The organism is Parafrankia colletiae (genome assembly GCF_001854655.1).
Taxonomy (GTDB): Bacteria; Actinomycetota; Actinomycetes; order Frankiales; family Frankiaceae; genus Parafrankia; species Parafrankia colletiae.
The window spans coordinates 383571-405862 of the sequence record NZ_MBLM01000002.1; the positions used below are offsets into that span (position 1 = coordinate 383571).

General features: G+C 73.9%; 17 protein-coding genes. 14 read left to right on the forward strand and 3 right to left on the reverse strand.

What is annotated here, in order from left to right; all coding sequences use genetic code 11:
* Nucleotides 1–18: 18 nt before the first annotated feature.
* From CC117_RS01695 to ftsH, 9 genes are all read left to right on the forward strand, one after another.
* Complete coding sequence (locus CC117_RS01695) at nucleotides 19–2658, forward strand: bifunctional acetate--CoA ligase family protein/GNAT family N-acetyltransferase (protein ID WP_071081918.1); 2640 nt, start codon at nucleotides 19–21, stop codon at nucleotides 2656–2658.
* Nucleotides 2659–2901: 243 nt separating this feature from the next.
* Nucleotides 2902–3690, forward strand: a complete 789-nt coding sequence (locus CC117_RS01700; protein ID WP_071081919.1) for an SDR family oxidoreductase — start codon at nucleotides 2902–2904, stop codon at nucleotides 3688–3690.
* Nucleotides 3691–3864: 174 nt separating this feature from the next.
* Nucleotides 3865–4056 (forward strand): hypothetical protein, encoded by a 192-nt coding sequence (locus tag CC117_RS01705; RefSeq protein ID WP_321572567.1) that lies wholly within the window; start codon nucleotides 3865–3867, stop codon nucleotides 4054–4056.
* A gap of 257 nt (nucleotides 4057–4313) precedes the next feature.
* Complete coding sequence (locus CC117_RS01710; RefSeq protein WP_071081921.1) at nucleotides 4314–5546, forward strand: metallophosphoesterase family protein; 1233 nt, start codon at nucleotides 4314–4316, stop codon at nucleotides 5544–5546.
* Nucleotides 5546–9373 carry an AAA family ATPase gene (locus CC117_RS40205; protein ID WP_071081922.1) on the forward strand — a complete coding sequence of 1276 codons (3828 nt, stop codon included), beginning with the start codon at nucleotides 5546–5548 and terminating at the stop codon, nucleotides 9371–9373. The genes CC117_RS01710 and CC117_RS40205 overlap by 1 nt, the downstream gene beginning before the upstream one ends.
* A 155-nt stretch (nucleotides 9374–9528) precedes the next feature.
* Nucleotides 9529–10392, forward strand: coding sequence for a prephenate dehydratase (locus CC117_RS01720; RefSeq protein WP_071081923.1), 864 nt, complete (start codon nucleotides 9529–9531; stop codon nucleotides 10390–10392).
* 6 nt (nucleotides 10393–10398) lie between these two features.
* A complete protein-coding gene (locus tag CC117_RS01725) occupies nucleotides 10399–11229 on the forward strand; it encodes a PhzF family phenazine biosynthesis protein (protein WP_071081924.1) in 831 nt (276 codons plus the stop codon).
* A gap of 75 nt (nucleotides 11230–11304) precedes the next feature.
* The gene (locus CC117_RS01730) at nucleotides 11305–11589 is read left to right on the forward strand and encodes a DUF2277 domain-containing protein (RefSeq protein WP_071081925.1); all 285 of its coding nucleotides are present in this window, start codon (nucleotides 11305–11307) and stop codon (nucleotides 11587–11589) included.
* 166 nt (nucleotides 11590–11755) lie between these two features.
* Nucleotides 11756–13735, forward strand: coding sequence for an ATP-dependent zinc metalloprotease FtsH (gene ftsH, locus CC117_RS01735; protein WP_071081926.1), 1980 nt, complete (start codon nucleotides 11756–11758; stop codon nucleotides 13733–13735).
* Nucleotides 13736–13786: 51 nt separating this feature from the next.
* Here ftsH and CC117_RS01740 read toward each other — a convergent pair whose 3' ends face one another.
* Nucleotides 13787–14998, reverse strand: coding sequence for a metal-dependent hydrolase family protein (locus tag CC117_RS01740; protein WP_071081927.1), 1212 nt, complete (start codon nucleotides 14996–14998; stop codon nucleotides 13787–13789).
* A 326-nt stretch (nucleotides 14999–15324) separates the two neighbouring features.
* Here CC117_RS01740 and CC117_RS01745 point away from each other — a divergent pair, with 326 nt between their 5' ends.
* The 3 genes from CC117_RS01745 (at nucleotide 15325) to CC117_RS38500 (ending at nucleotide 18498) form a co-directional block, all read left to right on the forward strand.
* Entirely contained in the window at nucleotides 15325–16737 is a 1413-nt protein-coding gene (locus CC117_RS01745) for an aldehyde dehydrogenase family protein (protein WP_071081928.1), read from the forward strand.
* Between the two features lie 103 nt (nucleotides 16738–16840).
* Nucleotides 16841–18157, forward strand: a complete 1317-nt coding sequence (locus tag CC117_RS01750) for an FAD-dependent oxidoreductase (protein WP_071081929.1) — start codon at nucleotides 16841–16843, stop codon at nucleotides 18155–18157.
* 146 nt (nucleotides 18158–18303) lie between these two features.
* On the forward strand, nucleotides 18304–18498 hold the full coding sequence (locus CC117_RS38500; RefSeq protein WP_241829728.1) for a hypothetical protein: 195 nt from the start codon (nucleotides 18304–18306) through the stop codon (nucleotides 18496–18498).
* Between the two features lie 1109 nt (nucleotides 18499–19607).
* Here CC117_RS38500 and map read toward each other — a convergent pair.
* Nucleotides 19608–20390 (reverse strand): type I methionyl aminopeptidase, encoded by a 783-nt coding sequence (gene map, locus CC117_RS01760; RefSeq protein ID WP_071081931.1) that lies wholly within the window; start codon nucleotides 20388–20390, stop codon nucleotides 19608–19610.
* Nucleotides 20391–20456: 66 nt separating this feature from the next.
* Here map and CC117_RS01765 point away from each other — a divergent pair, with 66 nt between their 5' ends.
* Nucleotides 20457–20759 (forward strand): helix-turn-helix domain-containing protein, encoded by a 303-nt coding sequence (locus CC117_RS01765; RefSeq protein WP_071081932.1) that lies wholly within the window; start codon nucleotides 20457–20459, stop codon nucleotides 20757–20759.
* Nucleotides 20760–20762: 3 nt separating this feature from the next.
* Here the strand turns inward: CC117_RS01765 and CC117_RS01770 are convergent, their stop codons facing one another.
* On the reverse strand, nucleotides 20763–21305 hold the full coding sequence (locus CC117_RS01770; RefSeq protein WP_241829729.1) for a MarR family winged helix-turn-helix transcriptional regulator: 543 nt from the start codon (nucleotides 21303–21305) through the stop codon (nucleotides 20763–20765).
* 37 nt (nucleotides 21306–21342) lie between these two features.
* Here CC117_RS01770 and CC117_RS01775 point away from each other — a divergent pair, with 37 nt between their 5' ends.
* Nucleotides 21343–22122 (forward strand): pirin family protein, encoded by a 780-nt coding sequence (locus CC117_RS01775; protein ID WP_071081933.1) that lies wholly within the window; start codon nucleotides 21343–21345, stop codon nucleotides 22120–22122.
* The last annotated feature ends 170 nt before the right edge of the window (nucleotides 22123–22292 follow it).

A 22292-nucleotide genomic window follows, 5' to 3' on the forward strand; every position in this document is an offset into this window, starting at 1 on the left:
CGTCCGGCAGGAGGAGCAATGAACGACTGGGAGGCCGACGCCGTCCTCGCCGACGGTGCGACCGTGCAGCTCCGGCCGGTATCGGATGCCGACCTCGCCGACCTCGCCGCGCTGCGCGCCGGCCTGTCCGCGGCGGAGGCGGCAGGCCTGCCCTGGGCCGACAGCCCGACCCAGACCCAGGCCGATCCGGGCCGGTTTGCCGTGGTGGCCCTGCTCCGGGGACACCTGGTCGGCGTGGCCGAGTACGAACGCCTCGCCGGGACGGACCAGGCCCGCGTCGGYCTGCTCGTGGAGCGGGCGCACCGGCGGCGCGGCCTCGGGCCGCTGTTGCTCGAGCACCTGACCGCCGCGGCCCACGACCAGGGCGTCCGCCAGCTGGTCGCCGACCTGCCGGCGGACAACACGCAGGCACTGGAGGCCTTCCGCGCAGCCGGCTTCGTCCACGCCGCCGGTACCGCGGGACCCGTCAGGATGATGTTCTCGACGGCGCAGGCACCGCGTGCCCGTGGGATGTCGCGGGCGCTGGAGCAGCGGGCGGAGGCACGGAGTATCGCCCGGCTGCTGGCACCGCGGACAGTCGCGGTGCTCGGTGCGAGCCGCCAGCCGGGCGCCGCCGGTCACGAGGTGTTCCGCCGGCTGCTGTCCAGCGACTTCCATGGTCCGGCTTATCCGGTCAACCCGGCGGCCCGGCAGGTGGCCTCCGTGTATGCCTATCCCGATGTGCGGGAGATCCCGGACGCGGTCGACCTCGCGGTGATCGCGGTGCCCGCCCCGCAGGTCGTCGACGCGGTCCGCGCCTGCGCGGAGAAGGACGTCCGGAGTCTGATCGTCGTGTCTGCCGGTTTCGCCGAGGCGGGCCCGGAGGGCCGTGCGCGGCTCGCGGAGGTGACCCGGCTGGCCAGGGTGTCCGGGATGCGCCTGATCGGCCCGAACGCGATGGGCGTCATCAACACCGATCCGGCGGTCCGGCTGCACGCCACCTTCGCCGTCGGTGAGCCGGCGGCGGGCCGGGTCGGCGCGTTCACCCAGTCGGGCGCGCTGGCCGGCACGTTCCTCACCGAGTCGGCACGGCGGGCGATCGGGCTGTCGACCTTCGTCTCGACCGGGGACCGTTCGGATGTCTCCGCCAACGACGTCCTGCAGTTCTGGCAGTCGGATCCGCGCACCGACGTCGCCCTGCTGCACCTGCAGAGTTTCGGCAACCCGCGCAAGTTCGCCCGGATAGCCCGGCGGCTTGGGCGGAGCAAGCCGGTGGTGGCGCTCAAGAGCGGCGGCCGCTCGGCCGACCCGGCGCTGGACGCCCTGTTCACCAGCGCCGGCGTCATCCGCGTCGGCACGCTGGGGCAGCTGTTCGACCTGGCGGCGCTGCTGGCCACCCAGCCGCTGCCCGCCGGGCGGCGCGTCGGCGTCGTCGGGACGTCCAGCGCGCTGGCGGCACTCGCCGTGGACGCCTGCCGCACGGYCGGGCTGGACGTCCCCGTCTTCGGCCCGGCGACAGCCGCCGCGCTGCGGGAGGTTCTCGGCAGCGACCCGGAGCCGGCCAATCCGGTGGACCTCGGTGCCATGGCCGCCCCGGAGCGGTTCGCGGGGGCGCTGCGGGCCGTCGCCGGGTCCGGCGAGGTGGATGCCGTCCTGGTGCTGGTCACACCGCATCCTGCTGTGGACGAGCTGGCCCGCGCCGTGCGCGGGGTGGCCGCCGCCGGCCGGGTTCCGGTGGCTGCCTCGTTCCTCGGCCATGACGGGATTCCGGCCGCGCTGGCCGCCGGGGACACAGCGGCGCCCGGCCGCGGCTCGGTGCCCTCGTTCGCCTCCCCCGAGTCGGCGGCCTGGGCGATCGCCCGCGCCGCCGACCACGCGGCGTGGCGCGACCGGGAGCAGGGCACTGTCCCCGCCCTCGACCGGCTTGACCTGGATCGCAGCCGCGCGGCGCTGGCGGGCGCGGCGATGGACGGCAGCTGGCTGCCGTCGGAGCGGGTGGACGAGGTCCTCACCGGCGCCGGTCTGGCGGTCTGGCGGAGCGAGCGGGTGACGTCCGAGCACGAGGCGCGGGCCGCCGCCGAGCGGATCGGCTGGCCGGTGGCCCTCAAGATCGCCGACGAGCGGTTCCGCGGCCGGCTGGACGTCGGCGCGGTGCGTCTCGGGCTCGCGGGGCCGGGGGCGCTCGCCCAGGCGTGGCGCACGATCCGGTCGGCGGTCGGGCCGGGCGACATGCTGGTGCAGCCGATGGCCCCGGCCGGTGTCTCGACTGTGGTCCGCATGACGCAGGACCCGGCGATCGGGCCGTTGCTGTCGCTGCGGCTCGGCGGGGCGGTCGCCGACCTGCTGGTCGACCCGCTGGCGCGGGCGCTGCCGCTGACCGACCGGGACGCCGCCGAGCTCGTGCGGGGCATCCGCGGTTCGGTCCTGCTGGTCGGCGGGGGCGGCGGAGGGGGCGGGACCTCGCCGGCCGACGTCGCCGCGCTGGAGGATCTGCTGCACCGGCTGGCCAGGCTCGCCGAGGAGGTGCCGGCGGTGGCGGAGGTGCTCCTCGACCCGGTTCTCGTCGGTCGCTCCGGGGTGGTGGTGCTCCATGCAGGCGTCCGCCTGCTGCCGCCGGAGACCGACCCCGAGTCACTGCCCCGCCGGATGACGGGAGCCGGTGTCGACTACTTCCGGTGACGCCCTTCGCCGGACCGGTCAGGCCGGGATCCCAGGCGGGCCCGCGGACGGACCACAGGACGAGCCCGAGGACGGCGGCCCGCCACCCGCCGGCGGCCGCGTCCGCTCACGGTTCCCGCGAACGCCCCGCGGGCGACGCCACCGGCACCGCCGCTGACACCCGCCGCTGACATCCGTCTCCGTCACCCGCCATGCTGGTGACCGGATCAGCCGGCGACCGGCCGTGTGGCAACGGAGGAAAACATGGATCTCGAACTTGCGGGCCGGGTCGTGCTGGTCACCGGCGGGTCCGAGGGCCTCGGCGCGGCACTCGTCCGCATGCTGGCGGCCGAGGGCGCGCGGGTGGCGTTCTGCGCCCGCCGAACCGACGGGCTCGACCAGCTGGCCGCCGAGCTCACGAAGGCCGGCGCCGACGAGGCGAACCTCCTCCCGGTCGCCGCGGACGTGACCCGCCCGGACGACCTGGAGCGCTTCACCGGGCTCGCGGTCGGCCGCTGGGGCCGCGTCGACGGCCTGGTGAACAACGCCGGGCGCAGTGCCGCCGGCCCGTTCGCGGCACAGACCGACGAGGTCTGGGAGGCGGACATCGAGCTCAAGGTGCACAGCGCCGTCCGGCTGACCCGTCTGGTGCTGCCGCACCTGGTGGCCGCGGGCGGCGGCAGTGTCGTCAACACGCTCGCGATCGCGGGGAAGGCCCCCGGCGCGGGGTCGACACCGACCTCGGTGTCCCGGGCGGCCGGGCTGGCCCTGACGAAGGCGCTCTCCAAGGAGCTGGGCCCGGACGGCATCCGGGTGAACGCGGTGCTCGTCGGCCTGGTGGAGAGCCACCAGTGGGAGCGGCGGGCGGCCGACCTCGGCGTCGACGTCGACGACCTCTACGCCGATCTCGGCCGGAACTCCGGCATCCCGCTCGGCCGGGTCGGCCGCGCGCAGGAGTTCGCCGATCTGGTCGCCTTCCTGCTGTCGCCCCGGTCCGCCTACATCTCCGGCACCGGCATCAACCTGGACGGCGGGCTGTCCCCCGTCCACTGACCCGGGCGTCGTCCCGTGCGGCTGCCGCACGGCGCCGGCGGATTGGCCCGGATGCGTGGGTATGGGGCTCTGACCTGCACAAACGACGTCGTCACGAAATTCGCATGCTTAACACGCACCCACCCGGGAAGYAGGAGGAAGCGAGCTACGCGATCACACAACTCCCCCCGGAGGATGACAGTGAGCCTGATCAACAGCCTGCTCGAAGGACTCGACGCCAACGACCGCGAGCGGACCGTCGGGCTGATCAAGACCAACATCGCCGCGGATCTGGAGAACGTGGCCGCCGGCGCGGGCCCGGCCCGGCAGGTCGACGTGGGCACCCGTTCCCGCGCCCGCCGCTCGGGTTCCACCTCCGGACGCTGACGGCACGGCGTCCGGCCGGCACGGGCCGCATCTCCCGTGCCGCTCCGGTCGGCCAACGGCACAGAAATTCCCCGATGTCCGACGTTCGTCCGGCGTGGACAGTTCGAGATGCCCGATTGCAGTACTAGGTTCTGGACGTTCGGCCGTGCTGATGGAGCTGGCGGCCGACCGCGGCTCGCGCCCGACAGCGATCCGCGCCACTCGACCGGAACCGCGCATCACCCGCTGCGCGGGGGCCTCCCGACGCCCGAGGGAAGATGCGCCTCGTTCACGCCGCTGACATCCATCTCGACAGCCCGCTGCGTGGGCTGACCCGGCTCGGCGACAGCGACCTCGCCCACCTGCTCCGGCAGGCGACCCGGCGGGCGCTGGCCAACCTGGTGGATCTGACGCTCGCCCGGCGGGCGGACGCTCTGCTGCTCGCCGGTGACATCTACGACGGCACCTGGCGTGACTACGCGACCGGGCGGTTCTTCGTCGAGCAGATGGGCCGGCTGCGGGACGCGGGCGTCCCGGTGTTCATGATCTCCGGCAACCACGATGCCGAGAGCGAGATCACCCGCACCCTGACGCTCCCACCGAACGTCACCGTGTTCCCGTCCGACGAGCCGGGCACCCATGAGGTGGCCGACCTCGGTCTGGCGGTGCACGGCCAGAGCTACCCGACCGTCGCCGTGCACGACAACCTGGTCCGCCGCTATCCCGACGCCCGGCCGGGCCTGGTCAACGTCGGCCTGCTGCACACGGCGGCCGACGGGGCCGAGGGGCATGACAACTACGCCCCGTGCTCGGCGGACGACCTCACCAGCACCGGCTACGACTATTTCGCGCTCGGACACGTCCACACTCATCGCGTGGTCGCGGCTGGCGAGCACGTCGCCGCGTTCAGCGGGAACCTGCAGGGCCGCACGCCGCGGGAGACCGGCCCGAAGGGCGCACTCGTCGTCGAGATCACCGGGGACGGGCCGGCCCAGGTCGAGCATGTGCCCTGCGACGTCGCGCGCTGGGAACGGATCGCCGTGGACGTCACCGGGTCGGACAGCCTCGACGACGTGCTGGCGCTGCTGGGGCGGGAGCTGCGGACGGCGCGGGCGTCCGCCGGTGACCGTCCCGTGGTCGCACGGGTGGTGCTCACCGGGACGTCACGGGCCGCCGCCGAGCTCGCCGACGCCGAGCGGCTGCGCGAGGAGCTGCGGACCGTCGCCGACGGCATGCAGGTCTGTCTGGAGAAGATCGCCGCCCGGGTGGCCGACCCGGCGTCCGGCGGCGGCGTCGATCCGGAGCTGGTCGCCGCGGTACGGGCTGCCACCGAGGCACTCGGCGCCCGGCCCGACCAGCTCACGCCGTGGATCACCCCGCTCGACCGTGAGGTCGGACGGCTGCTGCGCGGGGCCGGCCTGCTTGACCTCGGTGATCCCGGTACGCGCGCCGACCTCGTCCAGCGGGCCGGCGCCGGCCTGCTCGCCAGGCTCGCCGGAGGTGACGCCTGATGCGGATCCGCGCCCTGGGCCTGGAGCGGTACGGCGCGTTCGAGGACCGGCGGATCGAGTTCGGCTCCGGGCTGACGCTGGTCGTCGGCGCGAACGAGGCCGGCAAGTCCACCACCCTCGAGGCCCTGTCCGACCTGCTGTGGACCTTCCGCGGCACCCGCCAGAGCTTCCACTACGGCCTGGGCGCGCTGAGCCTGACCGCCGACCTCGAGTTGCCCGAGGCTCCCCCGGCGGGGCCGGCGGAGGCGGCAGGGCCGGCAGCCGGCACGGCACGGCTTGAGGTCAGGCGGCGCAACGCCGGCCTGCAGACGGTCGCGGACGGCGCGGCGTTCACCTCCCCCTGGGGCGCCGGCGGCGCCGAGGAGCGCCGCCGCTGGCGCCGGGCGTTCGGGCTCTCCCACTCCGAGCTGCGCGACGGCGGCACCCGCGTCTTCGAGGGCAGCGGCGATCTCGCCGAACTCGTCTTCACCGCGCGCAGCGGCCGGGCCGTCCGCGGTCTGCTCGACGCACTCGGTGCCGAGATGGACGCCCTGTACAAGGCGCACCGCAACAGCCGGACGGTGAAGGTGCGCACCGCGCTGGCGGACTACGAGCAGCGTGCCGAGCAGGCGGCGTCGTCGATGACCCGCGCGGCGCATGTGGAGGATGCCCGCCGCGAGCTGGCGCTGCGCCACCGCGACGCCGAGGCGGCTGCCAGAGCGGCCCGGACCGCCACCGCGCACCGCGACCGCCTGGAGCAACGGGTGCGCGCCGCCGCGCACGTGCGGGCTCTCATGGCACTGCGCGAGCGGCAGGCCGCGCTGCTGGCCGCCGGCCCCACGCTCACCGCCGACCAGGCGGCGGCCTTCGACACGGGCACTGCGGAGATCACGGCGGCGACGGCGGAACTGGACCGGCTGACCGCCGAGCTGCACGACCGCGAGGCCACCCGCGCCACGTTGACGGTCGACGAGCGGGTTCTCGCCGACAGCGACGCCATCACCCGGCTCGACCGCGTCTGCCTAGCCCGGCTGGACGACGACCGCCGGGCCCGCGAGCTGGCCGACGGGGCGGCCCGTCAGTCGGACCAGGCCCGCGCGCTCCTGCTGGGGCTGGTCGGGCCGAACGACGAACGGGACACCGCCGGGCTTCTCGATCATCTGCATGTCCCGCGGGACGTCGCTGCCCAGGTCGACGCGCTCGCCGCCACGATCACCGACGTCTCCGACGAGCTGCGCCGCGCCGAGGAGGCGCTGACCGCCGCTCGCCGCAGCCACGGCGCGGCCACCGACCTCGCTCCCGGGCCGGATCCGGCCGCCGTCGGGCAGCTCAAGGCCGTCCTGGCCGCAGTCGGCAGCGAAGGGTCGGCATCCGTGCTGACCAGGGAGGCCGTCGGCGCGGCGGCCGAGGCGGTCCGAAGCCGGCGGGAGGCACTACGCCGTGCGGGCGCCCGCGACCTGGACGGCGCGCCGCCGGTGCTGCCGAGCCGGGCCGAGGTGCGCGCGGCAGGCAGGCGGCTGGACGCGGCCGAGGCGGAACTGGCCCGGCGCGAGGAGGAGCTGGTCGGTGCTACCCGCGACCTCCGCCTCGTCGACAGCCGGCTGGCCGAGGCCGACCAGCAGGACCTGCCGGACCAGGCCACGCTGGAGCAGGCTCGCACCGTCCGCGCCCAGCTCTGGGAGCTGCTCGTCGCCGCGGCGGACGCGGGGGCGGACGCGGCCGATGCAGGGGGCGCGGGGGCGGCCGGGGGGGCGTCGCCGCAACGGGCCCGAGAGCTCCTCCCGGTGCTCGCCGCGGGGATCGCCCGGGCTGACGAGGTCGCCGACCAGCTCATCCGGCACGCGGACCTCGCCGCCCGGCGGGGGCAGCTGCGTCGGGAGGCCGCCGTCGCCCGCGACCGGGTGGCGGCCGCGCTGACCGCCACCGCTGCCGCGGCCGACCAGGCCGGCGAGACGCGTGCCGGCTGGGAGGGCCTCTGGGCCGCTGCAGCCCTCGCCGTTCCGGACCGGGAGGACGTCGACGACGTCCAGCAGGCAGCGGAGGAGGCCCACCGCGCGCACGCGGACCTGCTCGCCGCGCAGGAACGTCTCGCCGGACTGGGCGACCAGGCACGGGCCCAGTCGGTCGCGCTCGCCGAGGCACTCGCCCAGGTCGGCGCGCCGGCGCCCGCCGCCGACCTGGACAGCCTGCTCGGGGCAGCGGCCGCCATGCTCGCGGAGGACGACCGGACCCGGGAACAGCGGGCCGCCGCACTGCACCTCGGGCGGGTCGTCGAGGAGAAGGAGCGGGACCGGGAGAAACGCCGGGAGGAGCTGCGCGGCGCCGAGGAGGAGTGGCGTGTCCTCGTCCGGCGGGCCGGGCTGGCCGATGTCACCGACCCGCGGGGTTGGACGGAGCGGCGCGCCGTGCTCGCCGAGGCCTCCGCCCTGCACGACCAGGCGCAGCGGGCGCTGCGCGACTCCGCGCAGGCCGCCGGGCGCTACGACGAGTTCGCCGCCGAGGTCATCGGCCTCGCCGCCCGCCAGGGCCTGCATCCGGACCGCGGGGCCGAAGCGCTGGCTGCGCTGGTCGACCAGCTCAGCTCCCGGTTCCGGGCCAGCGCGCAGGACCAGGCCCGGGCCGCCGAGATCGACCAGGCCGTCACCGGGCTGGCCACCCGCGCCGACGAGGCCGCCCGGGCTCGTGACGATGCCGCGGCCCGGCTCGACGCGCTGGGTGCCCAGGTGGTGCTGGCGCCGGGCCAGACCCTCGCCGACGCGGCGGCACGCCACCGTGACCTCGCCGCCGTCGCCGTCGAGCTGGCCTCCGTCGATGTCCTCCTGCGCGCCACGGCGCCCGCCGACGAGCCCGACGATCTTGTCTCCGAGCTGGCGGGACGAACGGACGCCGATCTCGAGGCGGACCTCGCCCGCGCCCGCGACGACCACGAGCGGGCGGCCGCCGCCGACAAGGATGCCTGGACGTCGGTCGGCACGGTCGAGAAACACCTGCGCGACCTGGAGGGCGGCGCGAGCGCCGGGGAACTGCACGCCCGGGCCCAGGAGTCACTGGCCCTGGTCGCCGAGACAGCCGAGCGCTACCTCATCGCCCGGATCCAGCACGAGACCCTCGGCCGGGAACTGGAGGCGTACGAGCGCCGCCACGCCTCTCCGCTGCTCGCGGACGCCGGGCGTCTGCTCGAACGGCTCACCGGCAGCCGGTATGTGGCGCTGCGGGCCGTCGACCGCGGGGACGGCGCCCGGACGCTGCGGGTCGTCCGCTCGGACGAGCAGGAGCTCGGGCCGGGCGAGCTGTCCGAGGGGACGGCCGACCAGGTCTTCCTGGCCCTGCGCCTGGCAGCCATCGACCAGCTCCAGCAGGAGCGGGTGGACCGCGGGGAACCGACGCTGCCGGTCGTCCTGGACGACATCCTGATGACCTTCGACGACGAGCGGGCACTGGCAGCACTGCGGGTGCTGGCCGAGTTCGCCCCGCGCTGGCAGATCATCCTGCTGACCCATCACAAGCACCTCACCGACCTGGCCCGGACGGTCGTCGACCAGCTCCGCGACGACCCGCCGTCCGGTGAGAGCCTCGTCACGATCACCTGTCTGCCGGGTCCGAACGCGCTCGCCGCCGCGCGCCTGCCGGAGCAGATCCGGGCCGCGGCCGGCGGCCCGGTGTCAGCCGGGCCCGCCGCCTGGGCGCCGCCCGTGCCCGCGGAGGGGGGCGGCCCGGGCAGCGGCCCGGCCGGCCGCGACGCGGGCAGAATCCGGGTCTGGGCCCGGCGCAACGGCTACGACGTGGGCGACCGTGGCCGTATCCCCCGGGAGATCGTCGAGGCGTTCGAGGCGGCCCACCCGGCCTGAGCCAGCCCCGAGTCCCGGGCCCGGCTCGGCCCGAAGCGGGCCCGAAGCCAGCCCGGACCGGCTTCGGGGCCGCCGGGCGCCGGTGCGCGGCCCGGTACCGTCGGAGGCGGCGGGAGGACCGCCTGACAAGAACCGACCGAAGGCAGGAAGCCGCGATGACCGGGCGCCAGAAGATCGCATACCAGGGCGAGCCGGGGGCGAACTCCCACATCGCCTGCCGCGACGTCTACCCGGATTTCGAGGCCGTGCCGTTCCGGACCTTCGAGGAATGCTTCACCGCGCTGGAGGACGGCACCGTCGGGCTGGCGATGATCCCGGTGGAGAACTCGACCGCCGGGCGGGTGGCCGACATCCACCATCTGCTGCCGAACTCGGCCGTGCACATCATCGGCGAGTACTTCCTGCCGGTGCGCCACCAGCTCCTCGGCCTGCCGCAGGCGACCATGGACGACCTCAAGACGGTGCACAGCCACCCGCAGGCGCTGGCGCAGTGCCGGAACGCGATCCGCGGGCTGGGGCTCACCGCGGTTCCCGCGGCGGACACCGCCGGCAGCGCGCGCGAGGTGGCCGAGTGGGGTGACGTGACGAAGGCCGCGGTCGCCTCCCGGCTGRCCGCCGAGGAGTACGGCCTGCGGGTGCTGCACGCCGACCTCGAGGACGAGGAGCACAACACCACCCGCTTCCTCATCCTCTCCAACGAGCGACTGCGCGCCGCGTCCGGCGTCGGGCCGATCGTCACCACCCTCGTGTTCAAGGTGCGGAACATGCCGGCGGCGCTCTACAAGGCGCTGGGCGGGTTCGCCACGAACGGCGTCAACATGACGAAACTGGAAAGCTGCATGATCAGCGGCGAGTTCGTCGCGACTCAGTTCCTCRCCGACGTCGAGGGCAGCCCGGAGGATCCCGCGGTCGAGCGGGCGTTCGCCGAGCTCRCCTTCTTCGCCGACTACCGCATTCTCGGGGTCTACCGGGCCAGCCGGTACCGCGAGCGGTACAGCCAGCTCCCGCAGGGTTCCTGACCCGGCATGCGCCGTGCCTTCCAGCAGGTCGACGTCTTCACCGCCCGGCCCTACCTCGGCAACCCGGTCGCGGTCGTCCTGGACGCCGACGGGTTGTCGACCGCGTCGATGCTGCGGTTCGCGGCCTGGACGAACCTCTCCGAGACGACCTTCGTCCTGCCGCCGACGACTCCGGCCGCCGACTACCGGGTCCGCATCTTCACCCCGACCGCCGAGCTGCCGTTCGCCGGCCATCCGACGCTGGGCACCTGCCACGCCTGGCTCGCCACGGGCGGGCTGCCCCGTGACGGCGGACGGATCGTCCAGGAGTGCGACGCGGGCCTGATCACCGTGCGCCGTGACGAGCCGTCGGGGCTGGCCTTCGCCGCGCCGCCGCTGCTGCGCTACGAACCGGCGGACGCCGAGCTGCTGCTGCACCTCGCCGAGGTGCTCCGACTGGCCCCCACCGACATCGTCGCCGCACAGTGGGTGGACAACGGGCCCGGCTGGGTGGCGGTCCTGCTGGACTCGGCCGACGCGGTGCTGGCGCTGCGCCCGGGAGCGGTCGACCTCGCTGTCGGTGTGATCGGGCCGCACCCGCCCGGAGCGCCGGCCGCCTTCGAGGTGCGGGCGTTCACCCCCCAGATCGCGACAGTCGAGGACCCGGTGACCGGCAGCCTGAACGCCTCCCTCGCGACCTGGCTGTTCGACACCGGCGGCGCGCAGGACGCCTACACGGCCCGCCAGGGCACGGTCCTCGGCCGCGAGGGGCAGGTGCGGCTCTCCCGTGACGCTGACGGGACGGTGTGGGTCGGCGGCGACACGGTGACCTGCATCCGCGGCGACGTCGCACTCTGACGGGCGGCACCCGCGCCGCGGCCGCCCCGGCCGCCGGGCTCCGATCCTGTCGGACCGGGCGCCTACGGTGGAGGCATGTGCCGCAACATCACCGAGCTGCGCGGGTTGCAGCCGCCCGCGACCGACGACGAGGTCGAGGCTGCCGCCCGGCAGTTCGTCCGCAAGGTCAGCGGGCTGCGCCAGCCACCTCCCGCGGCGGCCGGTGCGTTCGAGGCCGCCGTGACGGAGGTCGCCGCCAGTGTGCGCCGGCTGCTGGGCGAGCTGCCCGAGCGCCGCCAGCCGCCCGGCACGGTGCCGCCGCTGCGCCGGCCGGAGGTGCAGGCCCGTATCCGGGCGAGGGCGCAGGAACACCACGGGTGAGGGGACGATAGCCGGGCATAGTGGTAGGAAGGCTGCCTACCCGCAGTCACGGTGATGCGGTGCTTCTCGACGCCGAGGCCTGTCATGTCGGTGGGCCCGTGTCGGTGTCCCCTCAGCGGTGTCGGTGCTTCGTCCCCGGGCAGCCGGCGGAAAGTCAGGAGGACCGGTGATCTCCCGGGTCGTCATCAACAGTGATCATGTCTCGGCGCCGGCGAGGTCCGGGCCACCGAAGGACACACCGCCGAAGCCCGCGCCGCCGCCGATGCCCGGCTGGCGCCGGTTCCTGATCCCGCTCGGGGCCCTCGTCACGGTGGCGCTGCTGTTCGGCCCGGCCCTGGTCGCCGGCCAGCCCGACGCACTGCCGTACTCCGAGTTCGTCACCCGGGTCGACGGTGGCCAGGTCCGCTCGGTCACGGTCGACGACCAGGGCGGGGTCGAGGGCACGCTCACCGACGGGAAGGACTTCACCACCCGCATCCCGACCGCGCTGGACACCGCGGCGCTGGCGGGCCGGCTCGCCGCTCACAAGGTCGAGATCACCGCGACGCGGACAGGCACCTCCTTCCTGTCGGTCGTGCTGAGCTTCCTGCCACTGCTGCTGCTCATCGGTTTCTTCGTGTGGTCCGGCCGGATGGCCCGGCGCCAGCTGGCCGGCGGCGGCCCGCTCGGCATGTTCGGCCGCTCCCGGGCGAAGGTCACCGACGTCGTGCGGCCGGAGACCCGCCTCGCCGACGTCGCCGGCTACGAGGGCGCGAAGCAGGAGATCGGCGAGGTCGTCGACTTCCTGCGCAACCCCGGCCAGTACCGGGAGGTCGGCGCGCACGGACCGCGCGGTGTGCTCATGGTCGGCCCGCCGGGGACCGGCAAGACCCTGCTGGCCCGCGCGGTCGCCGGCGAGGCCGAGGTGCCGTTCCTGTCCATCGCCGGTTCCGGGTTCGTCGAGATGTTCGTCGGCGTCGGCGCCTCCCGGGTGCGGGACCTGTTCGCCGAGGCGCGCCGGCGGGCGCCGTCCATCGTCTTCATCGACGAGATCGACGCGATCGGCGGGCGGCGCGGCGGCGGGCTGGGCGGCTCCCACGACGAGCGCGAGCAGACGCTCAACCAGCTCCTCGCCGAGATGGACGGGTTCGAGGCCAGCTCCGGCGTGGTCGTGCTCGCCGCGACGAACCGCCCCGAGACCCTCGACCGGGCGCTGCTGCGGCCGGGCCGGTTCGACCGCCAGGTCACCGTGCCGCTGCCCGCCCAGTCGGAGCGGGCCGCGATCCTCGCCGTGCACACCCGCGGCAAGCACCTCACCGAAGACGTCGACCTCACCCGGGTTGCCCGGGCCACCCCCGGCTTCTCCGGCGCGGACCTGGCGAACCTGGTGAACGAGGCTGCGATCAACGCCGTCCGCACCGGGCGGTCCACAGTCAGCGCCGCCGATCTCGACGCCGCCCGCGACCGCATCCTGCTCGGCCGCCGCGATGCGTCGAACGCGCTGCTGCCGGACGAGAAGCAGTCAGTGGCGGTGCACGAGTCAGGCCACGCGCTGGTCGCGGCGCTGTGCGAGGACGCCGACCCGGTGGCGAAGGTGACCATCCTGCCGGCCGGCATGGCACTCGGCGTCACCCAGCAGCTGCCCGAGGCCGAGCGGCACCTTTACACCGAGAACCACCTCAAGGACAGCCTGGCCGTCCGCCTCGGCGGTCGGGCGGCCGAGCTGGTGGTCTTCGGCCACGGCTCGACCGGCGCGTCGAACGACCTGGCCGGGGCGACCGGCCTCGCCACCCGGATGGTGCGCGAGTTCGGCCTGTCCGAGGAGATCGGCCCGGTCGGGTACGCCTCCGACGGGCCCGGGTACCTCGGCGGCGACGAGCTGGTGGCCCGTCCCTACTCGGAGCAGACGCAGCGGGTGATCGACGCCGAGGTCGCCCGCCTGCTCCGCGAGGCCGAGGCCCGCGCCGTCGACCTGCTGCGCATGCACCGCGTGGCGCTCGACGACCTGACCGCCCGGCTGCTCGCGGAGGAGACCGTCGACGGCGCGGTGGTGGAGGCGATCGCCGCGGCCTCGGCTGCCAGTTTCGCCCGCACCCCGGGTGGCACCGGGCCGCACGGCGACGGCCCCGACGGCGGCATTCCGCCCCAGATCTCACTGCAGACCTGACCTCCCGCGCCGCCGCGGTCGCGGTCGCGGCGCGGGCGGATCACCGGCAGGTCAGTAGATGAACTGCTTGCCGCCCTTCATGACGAACGGCACCCGCTGCAGGACGCGGATGTCCTCGAGCGGGTTGCCGCGCACGCCGATCACGTCGGCGAGCAGGCCCTCGGCCAGCCGGCCCCGGTCGGTCACGTCGATCAGGTCGGCGCCGACGATCGTCGCGGCCTGGATCGCCTGCAGCGGCGTCATCCCCCGGTCGACGAGCGCGAGCAGCTCGAGCGCGTTCTTCCCGTGCGGGATCGCCGGCGCGTCACTGCCGACCGCGATCTTCACCCCGGCCTCGATCGCGTTGCGGATCGAGGCCTTCGCCTTCGGGAAGATGAGCGCGGCCTTCSCCTGGATCTCCGGCTCGGAGCTGCGCAGGATCGGCATGTCGTCGATCAGTGCCTGGGTGGCGACCACCCAGACATCGTTCTTGACCAGCAGGTTGATCGTGTCATCGTCGATCATGAAGGCGTGCTCGATGCAGTCGACACCACACTCGACCATCTGCCGCACCGCGACCGAGCCGTGGGTGTGTGCCGCCACCCGCAGCCCCCGCCGGTGCGCCTCGTCCGTGATCGCCGTCACCTCGGCGTCGGAGTAGTGCCGCGCGCCGGAGGGCCCGGTGTTGGTCATCGCCCCGCCGGAGCCGCACATCTTGATGACCTGCGCGCCGTGCTTGATCTGGTAGCGGACCGCCTTGCGGACCTCGTCGACCCCGTTGGCCAGGCCTTCCTCGACGGTCAGTTTCAGCACGTGYGGGGCGAAGGCGCCGAACATCGTCGGGTCGAGGTGCCCACCGGTGGGCGTGATCGCGTGGCCGGCCGGGACGATCCGCGGGCCGTCGATCCAGCCCGCGTCGATCGCCTTCATCAACGCGACGTCCAGCAGGTAGCCGCTGGTCTTGCAGAACAGACCGAGGTTGCGCACCGTCGTGAAGCCGGCCCGCAGGGTGCGGCGGGCGTTCTGGGTGGCGCGCATCATCCGCAGCGGCGGGTCGTCGCGCATCTGCCCGGTCAGATGGTGCTCGCCGGGCCCGCCCATCAGCAGGTTGAGCTCCATGTCCATCAGTCCGGGCAGCAGGATCAGGTCGCCGAGGTCCATCACCTCGCCCTCGGGCTGGCCGCCGAGACCGACGATCCGATCGCCCTCGATCTTCAGCACGCCGGGCCGGGTGATCTCGCCCGTGTCGACGTCGAGCAGGCCCGCGGCCTTGAGCGTCAGCATCCCGCATCCTCCTGGTGAGTGATGGCGTACCCGGCCACGGTGTGCCCCGCGCGCCAGGTGTACCCCTCTATGTCTAACTGAGAATGTCGCTATGTCTAGCGGAGAACGCCGCGCCGCGCATGGCCGCACCCAGCGGATCAAGGCGCTGGCCAGACTGGGCGGAGGGGCGTTCCGGGTGCCCCCGTCGCTCCCCCCGGCCGCGGGTCGGCCGGATCCGGACCGGGTCGCCGCGGCGCCGATCGTGGGAACCTTGACACTCCGACTCCTCTGGCATTAAACACCCGTTCAGAGACATGTCACGCCCAGCACGGACGCGAAGGGGCACGATGACCGACGTCTCGATGATCATTGATGGGGAGCGCCGCACCGCTCCCACGACGTTCGCGGTGGTGAACCCGGCGACGGGCGCGGTGCACGCGCAGGCGCCGGACTGCTCCCGTGACCAGCTCGACGCGGCCTTCGACGCGGCGGCGAAGGCCTTCGCGGGCACCGCCTGGAGCCGGGACGAGGCCGCCCGGCGCACCGCCCTGGCCGAGGCCTCGGCGCTGGTGCGGGCGGCGGCGGACCGCATCGCCCCCGTCCTGACCGCCGAGCAGGGCAAGCCGCTCGCCGCGGCGACGACGGAGGTGCGCGGCGCGAGCTACTGGCTGAAGTACTTCTCCCGGCTCGAGCTGCCGCGTGAGGTCATCCAGGACGACGACCGCGCGTTCGCCGAGGTGGTCCACCGCCCGATGGGCGTCGTGGCCGCGATCACACCGTGGAACTTCCCCGTGATGATGGCGAGCTGGAAGATCGGCCCCGCGCTGCTCGCCGGCAACACGGTGGTCCTCAAGCCTYCCCCCTACACGCCGCGCAGCACGCTGCTGCTGGCCGAGGTCCTCGCCGAGGCCCTCCCGCCCGGTGTGCTCAACGTGGTCTCCGGCGGCGACGAACTGGGCCGGTGGATGACGTCACACCCGGTCCCGCGCAAGATCAGCTTCACCGGATCGGTGCCGACGGGCAAGCACATCGCCGCGGCCGCCGCCCCGGACCTCAAGCGGATCACCCTGGAGCTCGGCGGCAACGACGCCGCGATCCTGCTCGAYGACGTCGACCCGGCCGCGGTGACCGAGAAGATCTTCCTGGGCGCCTTCGACAACAGCGGCCAGGTCTGCTCGGCGATCAAGCGCCTGTATGTTCCCGAGGCGCTGCACGACGACGTCGTCGAGGCACTCGCGGCCCGCGCCGCGGCGGCGAAACTCGGTGACGGCATGGAGCCCGGCACCGAACTCGGCCCCATCCAGAACCGGCCCCAGTTCGAACGGGTCAGCGGGCTCGTCGCCGACGCGATCGCCGGCGGGGCGAAGGCCGCCACCGGCGGCGCCCCCGTCGAGGGGCCCGGGTTCTTCTACCAGCCGACCGTGCTCGTCGGGGCCACCGAGGGCAGCCGGATCGTCGACGAGGAGCAGTTCGGCCCGGCGCTGCCCGTCCTGCCCTACCGGGACGTCGACGAGGCGGTCAGCCGGGCGAACGCGACCAGTTTCGGGCTGTCCGGCTCGGTCTGGTCCGCCGACCCCGACCGCGCCGGCGCGGTCGCCGACCGCCTCGAGTGCGGCACAGCCTGGGTGAACGCCCATGTCGCCCTCGGGCCCCACCAGCCCTTCGGCGGGTCCAAATGGAGCGGCATCGGCGTCGAGAACGGCCCCTGGGGCCTCGCGAGCTACACCGAGACCCAGGTCCGCTACCGCGCCCGGTCCTGACGCCCGACCAGCCTGCCCGGCCCGCCCGGCCGCCCGGCCGGCCGGGCATGCGGTGCCGGCGCCGGCAGCGACTCGGGCGGAGCGGGGCGGGTAGGCAGTCCGCATGACGTGGGACGAAGCCAGCGGCGGCGGGACCTGCCACACCGCGGAGGTCTGTGTCGTCGGCGGCGGGCCGGCCGGGATCATGGCCGGCCTGCTGCTCGCCCGCAGCGGCCTGCGCACCTGCGTGCTGGAGAAACACGACGACTTCCTGCGCGACTTCCGCGGCGACACGGTGCATCCGTCCACGCTGACGCTGCTCGACCGGATCGGCCTGGGCGACGCCACCCGGGCGCTGCCGGGGCGGCGGGTCACCAGCCTGCGGTTCACGTTCGCCGACGGGACGTTCCAGGTCGCCGACTTCACCCGGCTGCGCGGCGATCATCCGTACCTGTACTTCGTGCCGCAGTGGGACCTGCTGGAGATGCTGGCCCGCGCCGGCGCCGAGCTGCCCACCTTCACCCTCCTGCGCGGCCGTGAGGTGACCGGCCTGCTCCGGGACGGGGCGCGGGTCGCGGGCGTCGAGGCACGCGGGCCCGACGGCCCGGAGACCGTGCGGGCCCGGCTGACGATCGGCGCCGACGGCCGCGGCTCCGTCGTCCGCGCGCAGCTCGGCCTGCGGACCCGGCGGTTCGGCGCCCCCATGGACGTCCTCTGGTTCCGCCTCTCCCGGCGCCCGGCCGACGGGGACGGGCTCGGTGGCCTGGTCGGCGCGGGCCAGCTGCTCATCCGGATCGACCGGGGCAGCTACTGGCAGGTGGCCTTTCTGATCCCCAAGGGGGGCTACGGCGCGGTGCGGGCCGACGGCCTCGCCGCRCTGCGCCGCCGGGTCACGGAGATCGCGCCGGTGTTCACCGACCGGGTCGGTGAGATCGAGAGCTGGGCGGACGTCCGGCTGCTCACCGTCCAGGTCGACCGGGTCCGGCGCTGGCACGCGCCCGGAGCCCTGCTCATCGGCGACGCCGCCCACGCCATGAGCCCCATCGGCGGCGTGGGCATCAACCTGGCCATCCAGGACGCCGTCGCGGCGACGCGCCTGCTCGCCGGGCCGCTGGTGGCCGGCCGCGCAGACGGGTCGACGCCGACGCCCGGCCAGCTCGCCGCGGTGCAGCGCCGGCGGACGGCACCCACGGTCCTCACCCAGCTGATGCAGCGCGCCGCCCAGCGCGCCTTCCTCGGCCCGGTGCTGCGGGCCGCCACCCCGCCGCCGGCACCGGCGATGATCCGGCGTGTCGCCGCGAGCCCGGCCGCGCAGGGAGCGCTCGCCCACATCGTCGGGATCGGCATCCGGCCCGAGACGCCGGGACGCCCCACCGGCGGCGACCTGCCCGCCCGGCCCGCCCTGCGCGACCCCACGGCGGGAAGCCCGCGCAGGTTCTGACCCGCGGCTCCGGGCTGACCGCGGACATCTCGCTTTTCCTACGCTCGAATGTCAACCGAACTCCCACCGCTGGCGTCATTACAGGTGACCGCTCCTCCGGCGACCTCACATCGGGAAATCGCCGGCGGCGGCTGGGAGGGATGTGGATGGCGGAACACTCCGCCTCGAAGACGGTGACGCTCGAGCGCTTCGTCGCCACCCGCGGGACCACGATGCTGCGCACCGCCGCCTTCCTCGCCGGCGACCTGCGCGCGGCGATGGACGCTGCGCAGCGGACCAACCGGGAGTCGGTGGAAAGCCTGCGGGTGGAGCCGACCTGCCTGACCATCACCATCTCATGACCGGGAGACAGCAGGACCCATCCATCCGCGTGCCGCCGGATGCCACCTTCGTCCCCAGCACCTACCGGCACTGGGGACTGCCAACGGTCGTGGCCGTCACCGCGGCGCTGGCCGTCGTTCTGGCGGCCAGCACGGTCATGGTGACGCAGCACCGCTCCGCCCGCGAAGCGGGAAGCCACCCCGAGGCTGCCCGCAACGCCCTGGACCAGATCTGGGGTGTGGACGTCGGGTGGATTCCGGCGGGCTTTCACCGGCAGACCCGCGAGGGCGAGTACTTCCGGAACAGCCGAGGCCCACGGCGGGACCATTTCGAGGTCCGGGTGGTCTATGGCGCCACCGAGCAGGCCGCCGTCCCCGTGATCGACCGCTCCGGCGACGCCGCACCGGCCACGGTGGCAGTGACACCAGGTCACGGCGACCACCCTGAAGAAGGTGGGCGGTCGGGACCGGCGACGTACGGGATCGCTGTCCGGCGCGGCCCGTCCGTCGACCTGGCCGCGGAGGCCGCGATGRCACCGGCCGCCGGTTGGGAAGCCGTACAGCCGGCGGCTGTCGGAGCTCACGACGCCGTCCTCCTGCGCACCGAGATCGACGGCCACCCGTCCTACTCTCTGCGGTGGAGCCCCGGTCCCGGTCTCGTACTCAGCGTCGGCGGCGGCCGGGCGGACGACGTTGCCCGGATCGCGGCCAGGCTCCTGGTCAACCCGGTGCCACCGGGACCAGCCGACGTGGCCGCAGCGAGGACGTCGGTCGAAGTCGCGGTGCGGGCCTGCCTCGGCGCGGGGGGAGGAATCCGCGACATCGGTGGGGCCGATGGTCTCGTCGTCGCGCGGGTCAGACCTGTCGTCTTCCTGAACGCGACCGAGGCCATGGCGGGGTACGAGCTGCGGGCTCCCACCGCAGCCACCGGGAACGCCCAGGTCAGCACGACCGTGAGTGGCGTGATGGAGCTCGGGGCGACGCATTCGGGATGGAGACCTCGGGCCTGCCCCGCGCACGGAGCACCGCCGGCCCTGGTCCGCGGGGGCGAAAAGCACCTCCCACCACGGCTGGCGGACGTCGCTGTCAGCTCGCCGAGACCGGTGCGCGCTGCCATTCTCCGAGGGATCTTACGGATGCACCCCTGTCGGCAGGGTGAGGATGTCGGCTCCGTCGTCGGTGATGGCGATCGTGTGCTCACTGTGCGCTGTCCGGCAGCCTGTCGCACTGCGCAGGGTCCACCCGTCGGCGTCGGTGACGAGCTCCGCGGTGTCCGCCATGACCCACGGCTCCAGCGCGAGCAGCAGCCCGGGGCGCAGCCTGTATCCACGGCCGGGCCGCCCGGTGTTGGCGACGTGCGGGTCCTGGTGCATCGTCGATCCGATGCCATGACCTCCGAAGTCGGTGTTGATCGGGTACCCCGCCTCGCGCAGGACGGAGCCGATGGCATGGGAGATGTCGCCGATACGAGCCCCGGGCCCGGCAGCGGCTATTCCCGCGCTCAGTGCGCGTTCGGTCGCGTCGATCATCGCGACACTCTCCGGGGGCTTCGACTCGCCCACGATGAAGCTGATGGCGGAGTCAGCGGCGACTCCGTCCCTGGACACGGCGAGGTCGAGTGTCAGCAGGTCGCCGTCGGCAAGCGAGTAGTCGTGGGGTAGCCCGTGGAGCACGGCGTCGTTGACGGCCGTGCAGATGTAGTGGCCGAACGGCCCACGCCCGAAGGACGGCGCGTAGTCGACGTAGCAGGACTGCGCTCCGGCCTGCGCGATCATGGCCTTGGTCCACCGATCGATGTCCAGGAGGCTCGTGCCGACCGCGCTACGGCTTCTCAGCGTCTGGAGAATGTCGGCGACGAGGGCACCTGTGTCCTTTGCTCGGGCCACTTTGGCGGGGCTCAGGATCTCGATCATGCGGCACCCCTCTCGCGCTACCAATAATTATCCCGGCCATATTATACCGGTACTATAATCGGAACCATGGTCAGGTTGCCGCTCACCCCTGCAGAGGTCGAGCGTGGGAAGCGCCTCGGTGCCTTCCTACGCCGGGCCAGGGGCGAGCGCTCGATACTCGACACCGCGCTGGACGCAGGTGTCTCACCGGAGACCCTTCGAAAGATCGAGTCCGGTCGCGTGGCCACCCCCGCCTTCCCGACCATCGCGGCGATCGCCGATGTCCTCGGGCTCTCCCTCGACGACGTGTGGGCAGAGATCAAGCAGCCCGGCAGCGAGGTCGAACCCACGGGCTCAGGCCGCGGYGCACGCGAGCGGTTGGCCTCGTAGGGCTCAGTCGGCGGCGGCGGGCGGGTGCCCGTCGGCGGCGAGGCTGTCGAGGACGGTGGTCGCGATCGCATCGAGGGCGTCGACCTGCGCGTCGGTGAGGGCGTCGAACACCCGCTCGCGGACGAAGGCGACATGGGCGGGGGCGGCGCGCTCGATCACGGCACGGCCCTGCGCGGTCAGCACGACGAGGGCCCCGCGGCCGTCCTCGGCGCACTCCTCGCGGGCGACCAGCCCGCGCCGCGTCATCCGCGCCACCTGATGGGACAGGCGGCTCTGCTCCCAGGACAGTTCCCGGGCGAGCCGGGTCACCCGCAGGCGGCCGCCCGGCGCCTCGCTCAGGTGGACCAGGATGTCGTAGTCGGCCAGCGAGATCCCGGCGTCCGCGGTGAGCTCGCGGCCCATCCGCGCGGACAGCTGGCTCGCCATCAGCAGGTAACGGCGCCAGGCCTGCTGCTCACGCGGGTCGAGCCAGCGCGGATCGCCCTGCCCCCGCCCGCCCGCCGGACCCTGGAATGCCCCGCCCCCGCCTCTGGTTGACACGCACATATCTTAATGACACATCATGGAATGGGAAGGGGCAGCCATGGCCGGCGCGACAACGAGGCCGCAGGTCGACATCCGCCGTGCGGACGACCGGGCGAAGACGAGGCTGCACTGGCTCGACTCCAAGCACTCGTTCTCGTTCGGCCATCACTACGACCCGTCGAACACCCATCACGGGCTGCTGCTGGTCAACAACGACGACAACGTCCGCGCCGGAACGGGCTTCGAGACCCACCCGCACACCGACATGGAGATCGTCACCTGGGTTCTGCAGGGCTCGCTGGTCCACCAGGACTCGACCGGGACCTCCGGGGTGATCTATCCGGGTCTCGCGCAGCGGATGAGTGCCGGGCGGGGCATCCTGCACTCCGAGAAGAACGACGCCTGGCGGCTCGCGGGCGGCGGCGACCCGCACGACGAGCCGGTGCACTTCGTCCAGATGTGGGTCCTCCCCGACGAGCAGGGCATCGACCCGGGGTACGAGCAGCTCGAGATCGACCACGAACTGCTCCGCGGCGGACTCGTCACCGTCGCTTCCGGGATGGACCGGCACGACGGCGCCACCGCCATCCGGATCAGGAACCGGCACGCGGCGCTGCACGTCGCCCGGCTCACGCCGGGGCAGAGCGTGGAGCTCCCCGACGCGCCTTACCTGCACCTTTTCGTCGCCCGCGGCGAGGTCGCGCTGGAAGGGGYCGGCCCCCTGCGGGAGGGGGACGCGGTGCGGTTCACCGCGGTCGGCGGCCAGCGGGTCACCGCCGTCGAGCCGGCCGAGGTGCTGGCCTGGGAGATGCACGCCGGCCTGGCCGTTTCCGCCTGAGGCGGCCGTCCGTCACCGCCCGCTGCTCCGCGGAGCCGCCGGTGGTGGCGGTGGCGGCGTGGAGCGTTGCCCGCGGGCACGTGGAGTCGCAGACTGCCGTCCCATTGACATCCTCTCCGGCCTGAAGGCCGAAGATTCCTGTACCTCGCGACACAGGTTCCTGCTTCACC